At 39.0% G+C, this 6,467-nt stretch carries 7 protein-coding genes; 3 read left to right on the forward strand and 4 right to left on the reverse strand.

Going from position 1 to position 6,467, the window contains the following annotated elements; all coding sequences use genetic code 11:
• From M3600_RS27800 to M3600_RS27815, 4 genes are all read right to left on the reverse strand, one after another.
• A partial coding sequence (locus M3600_RS27800) for an NEAT domain-containing protein (RefSeq protein ID WP_251648436.1) occupies window positions 1-1,339 on the reverse strand: 1,339 nt, incomplete at its 3' end.
• An 89-nt stretch (window positions 1,340-1,428) separates the two neighbouring features.
• Complete coding sequence (locus M3600_RS27805) at window positions 1,429-1,890, reverse strand: NEAT domain-containing protein (protein WP_233316801.1); 462 nt, start codon at window positions 1,888-1,890, stop codon at window positions 1,429-1,431.
• A gap of 42 nt (window positions 1,891-1,932) precedes the next feature.
• Window positions 1,933-2,592, reverse strand: coding sequence for a heme uptake protein IsdC (gene isdC, locus M3600_RS27810; protein ID WP_233316800.1), 660 nt, complete (start codon window positions 2,590-2,592; stop codon window positions 1,933-1,935).
• A 231-nt stretch (window positions 2,593-2,823) separates the two neighbouring features.
• On the reverse strand, window positions 2,824-3,420 hold the full coding sequence (locus M3600_RS27815) for a hypothetical protein (RefSeq protein ID WP_233316799.1): 597 nt from the start codon (window positions 3,418-3,420) through the stop codon (window positions 2,824-2,826).
• 180 nt (window positions 3,421-3,600) lie between these two features.
• On the opposite strand from M3600_RS27815, the gene pepT reads away from it, so the two are divergent.
• The 3 genes from pepT to rpe all read left to right on the forward strand — a co-directional run bounded on the left by pepT (window position 3,601) and on the right by rpe (window position 6,332).
• Window positions 3,601-4,830: a peptidase T gene (gene pepT, locus M3600_RS27820; RefSeq protein WP_233316798.1), complete on the forward strand. Its 1,230-nt coding sequence runs from the start codon at window positions 3,601-3,603 to the stop codon at window positions 4,828-4,830.
• 165 nt (window positions 4,831-4,995) lie between these two features.
• Entirely contained in the window at window positions 4,996-5,463 is a 468-nt protein-coding gene (locus M3600_RS27825; protein ID WP_233316797.1) for a hypothetical protein, read from the forward strand.
• Between the two features lie 221 nt (window positions 5,464-5,684).
• On the forward strand, window positions 5,685-6,332 hold the full coding sequence (gene rpe, locus M3600_RS27830) for a ribulose-phosphate 3-epimerase (RefSeq protein ID WP_251648438.1): 648 nt from the start codon (window positions 5,685-5,687) through the stop codon (window positions 6,330-6,332).
• Window positions 6,333-6,467 lie beyond the last annotated feature (135 nt).

Genomic DNA, 6,467 nt, shown 5'->3' on the forward strand with positions numbered 1-6,467 from the left:
AGCCTGTTACGAAATTGCTGGAAGACAGATTTAGTTGAATATATGTTTTTCCATTTTCAACAATTAGCTTCGCTGGTTTTGATAAGTAATTGCCCATGCTGGAAGCTTCATCTGCATTTTCCTTCCAGACTTTGTAATCGATTGTGTATGTGCCATCTGCAAGTGGTTCTTTTTCTTCCAATACAGGCAAGTTTTCTGTGTTGAAATCAAACCTTACATTGTACCAATGATCATAATTAATTGCTGGAATCTCAACATGTATTTGCGCCTCTGTAATGCTGTTGAGAGATGCTAGCTGGAACTCAGCAACTGTTTTTGTGCCATCATTGCTGATAATCGTCGGATTTTCACCATTTACAGTGAATTCCGTAATCAGGCTGCTGTACTCCGTCTGCACAGTAATATTTCCATCTTTAACGATAACTTTACTTGGTTTTGTGAAGTAGTTATCTGCTATCGACTTCTCCTCTGCCGTTCCATGCAACACTGTATAGTCGACTTCATACTCACCGTCTTCGTACACGATATCTTCCTGTGGTGCAGCAGGTGTTTCTTCCTCTGACTCTCCTGCTTCTTCACTTGGATTTTCCGGTGTTGTTGCAGGTTCTTCTTGCTCTTCACCTGGATTTTCCGGTGTTGTTACAGGTTCTTCTTGCTCTTCACCTGGATTTTCCGGTGTTGTTACAGGCTCTTCTTGCTCTTCACCTGGATTTTCCGGTGTTGTTACAGGCTCTTCTTGCTCTTCACCTGGATTTTCTGGTGTTGTTACAGGCTCTTCCGCTTCTTCACCTGGATTTTCTGGTGTTGTTGCAGGTTCTTCTGCTTCTTCACCTGGATTTTCTGGTGTTGTTGCAGGTTCTTCTGCTTCTTCACTTGGTTCTGTTTGAACAGGTAAAGAAGCTGTATCAAAGTCAAATCTGACTGTATACCAGTGATCATAGCTTATTGCTGGAACTTCGACATGAATCTCAGCTTCTGTCAGTCCTTCCAGATCAGCAACTGGAAACTCAGCCGTAGTTTTGTCTCCAGCTTCGCCTATCTTTGTAACAGGAGTGCCGTTAACTTTAAACTCTGTAATGTAATTACTGTACTCTACCTGAACTTTAGCCTGTCCGTCCTTCATGATTAATTTTCCAGGCTTTGTATAGTACTGGTCGGCCATTGATGCTTCATCATTTGTTGCATGCAATATAGTATAGCCAATACTATATTCCCCATCTGCCACAGCAGTACTGCTGTTCAATTCGGCAGCATAAGCTCTATTATCCAAAGGAATGACAGTGCTTACGATGGAAAAGACTATTACAAGAAACGCAAGTGCAATTTTTGCAGCCTTCATTCTGTTCTTTTGCTCCTTTTTAGTAGAATATGTAGCTCTTTTCATGTAGTTATTTAGTTCTGCTTCTTGATTCTGAACTAAATCGGCTGTTAGTTGGACAATCCAGTAGTATTAAAGTCAATCCTCACTGTATACCAGTGGTCATAGCTAATCGCTGGAACTTGTACATGAATTTCTGCAGCTGTTAAACCCTCAATATCAGCAACAGGAAACTCAGCCTTAATTTTGCCGCCGCTTTCACTTATCTTTGTTGCCGGCGTTCCATTTACTTTAAACTCTGTAATTAAATTGCTATATTCTACTTGGACTTTAGCCTGACCATTCTTTATGATTAGCTTTCCTGGTTTTGTATAATATTGGTCGGCCATTGATGCTACATTATTTGTTGCATGCAATACCGTGTAGCCGATACTATATTCCCCATCTGCTACAACTGAACGGCTGCTTGACTCGGCAGCATAAGCTTTGTTATCCAAAGGAATTACTGTACTAACAACGGAAAAGACTGTTACAAGAAATGCAAGTGCTATATTTGCAGTTTTCATTTTCATCTTTTTCTCCTTTTTAGTAGAATTTGTAACTCTTATTAGAAACTATTTAACTAGCTTTTTTCTGTTTACAACATAAAATACGATAATCCCAAGGGATACAACCATTAATACAGTGAAGACAGTGATTTCTGATTGATCAGAAGTTCTTGGGTTTTCCACTTTGGCTGCTGTTTCTTTTGTTGTGTCTTGTTCAGTTGAACTTGCTGCTGTCTCAGAGGTTGAATTTGATGTTTCTGAAGTGGATGAATTAGATTGTGAAGAAAGAGCATTTGCTGAACTTTCATCAAAATCAAATCTTATCGTGTACCAATGGTCGTAATTCTGGTCTTCCACAATGACATGAATCTCTGCATTTGTAGGATTCTGAAGTGAGTTGATGTTAAATTGAACAACACTGGATTCACCATTTTTACTTATTTCGGTAACGTTTTGTCCTCCTACTTTAAACTCTGTAATAGCTGAAGTAGAAATACCTACTTGGACTTTAAGAGCTCCATTTTCGACAATCAATTTCGCCGGTTTTTGGAAATAGCCATCAGCCATTGAGGCTGAGTCATTATCTGCTCTTAATACAGAGTAATTAATGGAGTACTCGCCGTCTGCTAGTGATGCAGCTAAAGATTTAGTGCTGAAACCAACAGATAGAAATGTAAATATTGCTAATATTGCAACTATTTTTATTGCAACTTTCTGTTTAAGCAAGTATATTTCTCCCCTCTATATAGTTATATTGGTAAAGCTAAAATACGAATTTTCAGTGCCCCCCTTCCTGTACCTATTTCAGGCACAACCTGCCCTAGGTTCATATTAAATGAAATTGATTCTCATTGTCAATTGGTTTTTTCTCAATTAGAAAATATTATTCTCATTTAGTTGAGAATAAGCTGTGAAAAAAGCAGTTGTGGTTTTTTCGCAACTGCTTTTCTTAATTAGTTAATTCTTCAGCAATTTAGCCACTTCCTCCACACCGACACGATAATCGACGAGCTTGCCCTCCTTTATCTTCAGCATGGTTGGCGTCCCTGCTATTTCTAGTTCGGAGGCTGACTTTGGCATTTGATTTTCATATGCAGTCTGATGGACAGCATACAATTTATGATCATCCCTCGATTGAATAGACCAAGCTATATCCTTGTCATTTATAAAATCATTGATATTTATGGCATCATCGAGAATTTCCTTCCCATCCTCCACCCTACCAATCACTTTGTCGTACTTGTTGTGATGTTCTTGCCAATCATACCAGCTGACTGCATTTTCCTTATCGCCCATATCAACGATATAAAGTGGAGTTTCTCCAGTTTTTGTGTATTCAAGGACGACATTTTCTATTTGTTTACAGTAAGAGCATGCCTCTTGCCAAAAGTAAACAATATATTCCTTGTCAGCTTGCGTGTATGTCTCTTGAGCCGCAATTTTTTTAATGTCCTTTATCGCTTTCGGTCCGTTCGTTTGTATCAGCATAACAAGCAGCCCTGCTAAGCATATAACCACTGCCGAAAAAATTAGCCCTTTAACCTTTTTATTCATCTTCCGCTCCCTTCGTTTTGATATTTCTATTGTAGCGAACAGAAAAAGCCTTTAGACATCCTTTTGCCAGTCAATTCTTACATATTTGTGACAAACGGCTTGTTAACCCTTTTTTAAATTAAGACAGGCGAAATATTTATATGGTAAAATCGCATTAGATGCTAATAAGGAGATGAAATAATGAAAAATTCTATCATTGATCGCTTTATATCCTATGCTGTCATTGACACACAATCAAACGAGGAAAGCACTTCATGCCCCTCTACACCTGGACAGCTGACACTAGCCAAAAAGCTTGTGAATGAATTACAAGAAATTGGCATGGAAGAAGTGACAATAGACGAAAATGGCTATGTTATGGCAACACTGCCTGCCAATACAGAGAAAAGTGTCCCAACTATCGGCTTTCTGGCCCATTTGGACACAGCAACTGACTTTACTGGGAAAAATGTCCGTCCGCAAATAGTAGAATATTATGACGGCGGGGATATTGTCCTTCATTCTGATTTACATATTGTATTATCTCCAGCTGATTTTCCAGAGCTTGCAAACTACAAAGGTCATACGTTAATTACAACAGATGGAACAACCCTCTTAGGTGCTGACAATAAAGCAGGCATTGCAGAAATCATGACTGCCCTTATTACATTAAAGAACTCTGATATTAGGCACGGGAAAATCAGGGTTGCCTTTACTCCTGACGAGGAGATAGGAAGAGGGCCTCATAAGTTTGATGTCAAAGCATTTGCAGCAGATTTTGCTTATACAGTGGACGGCGGTCCATTAGGCGAGCTGCAATATGAAAGCTTTCATGCAGCTGGGGCAAAAGTCACGGTAAATGGTACAAATGTCCATCCTGGCACAGCAAAAGGAAAAATGGTCAATTCTATGAAAATCGCGATGGAATTACAAAACAGCTTGCCTTCTGAAGAAGCCCCTGAAAAAACATCCGGCTACGAAGGCTTTTACCATCTTCTATCTTTTGAAGGTGATGTGGAACAAACGAAGCTTGCATATATAATCCGTGATTTTGACAGAAAACTGTTTGAAGAGAAAAAGACAAATTTATCTGAGATTGTAGCTCAATTAAATAAGAAGTATGGAGAAAAGACAGTAGTCCTAGACCTAAAGGATCAATATTATAATATGCGCGAAAAAATTGAACCTGTTAAAGAAATCGTGGAAGTTGCACATGAAGCAATGGTAAACCTTGGAATATCACCGATTATTGAACCAATTCGCGGAGGAACAGACGGGTCCCAGCTTTCCTATATGGGGCTGCCGACACCTAATATTTTCACAGGTGGAGAAAACTTTCATGGTAAATATGAGTATATTTCAGTAGATAACATGCAAAAAGCAACTAATACTATTGTTGAGATTGCAAGACTGTTTGAAGAACGAGCTTAAATACTTAAAAGGAGGGCCTCTGCCCTCCTCTTTTTTCGTGAGTATTACTTCGCAACACGAAGGATATTTTGTACTTTTCATAGATTAGTATATAATAGTACAAGTGCAAAAAATTTGTTCGAATAAGATATGCAAATAGATAGAAGCAAAAAAAGGAGTTAAGCAATGAATTCGATTTACAAAACACATGAAGAATTAGCAGAAAACACTGAGCTGCAGCATTATATCCTCCAAACCTTTGGATTGCAGTCCAAAAAGAAACGTGTAAAGAAAAAGCTTTTAAAGCAGCTTGTTTCTCAGGAAAACTTAATTAATCAAGTGGTTCAAGAATTCCATCATGAAGGCCAAGGACAAGCGCCTGCAGCAGAATTAAAAGCATCCACACAAGAAGTTAAAGAAGTTAAGGCACAACCAGCTGAAGCAGCAAATGCGCCTGCCTTTAGTGCTCTACCAGTCACTGCATTATTAAAAATCGGGAAAGCGTTCTTTAAAGAAGAAGAATGTGTACGTTATTACTATAATAAGAACAAGCCTGAACAATACAAAAACAAGGAATTACTTGTACAATGCATATCCGAAGGCTATCAGAACTCTCCAGAGGACGTAAAAACAGCAATCGAACAATCTATGTAATATCCATTCAAAAGACCTAATATCTCTTGCTTTTAAGCTAGGAGGATTTTAGGTCTTTTTGCTGTCTTTCTTCCTCAATGGGCTGTGTTTCCGTATACTTCAATTTTCTTGTAGGCTCTGTTATAATTTTCTAAGAAGACATATAAAGCTTTTTTGTCCAAGTCATGGGCGACGTAATGGAAAGCTTGCTGCAAATTATTACATAAGTGGAGGCAATTATTATGGTTAAAATAGCACCATCCATCCTGTCTGCCGATTTTGCAAGACTAGGAGAAGAAATAAAAGATGTGGAGCGCGGCGGAGCAGATTATATCCATGTTGACGTTATGGACGGCCATTTCGTTCCAAATATCACGATCGGCCCTCTAATTGTTAGTGCAATCAGACCGGTTACAACACTTCCATTGGATGTCCACCTAATGATTGAAAATCCAGAGCAATATATCCCGGCATTTGCTAAAGCTGGTGCAGATATTATCACAGTACATGCAGAAGCATGTCCTCATCTTCATCGCACACTCCAGCTCATTAAAGAGCATGGCGCAAAACCAGGTGTTGTTCTAAATCCAAGCACACCAGTTGAGATGATTAAGCATGTAATTCAAGATGTTGAAATGGTATTGCTCATGACGGTAAACCCGGGCTTTGGCGGACAAGCTTTCATTTCGAGCGTATTGCCAAAAATAACAGAAGTTCGTAAACTTGCTGATCAGTTCAATCCAGGACTTGAAATTGAAGTAGATGGCGGTGTAAATGAACAAACAGCTGTCCTTTGCAAAGAAGCAGGTGCAAATGTTCTTGTTGCCGGTTCCTTTATTTATGACAGTGAAGACAGAGCTGCAGCCATTAAAGCTGTGCGCGGCGAATAATACACACATAAGAAAAACCGGGCATAGCCCGGTCCTTTTCATGGTTAGAGAATATCCGATAATTTGTACTCTATGCCATGTACCCCTTTATAATACTCAGGATACATTTCACCCCCACATTTTTCACATGCAAAC

Source organism: Niallia sp. MER 6 (assembly GCF_023714395.1).
Classification (GTDB): Bacteria; Bacillota; Bacilli; order Bacillales; family Cytobacillaceae; genus Niallia.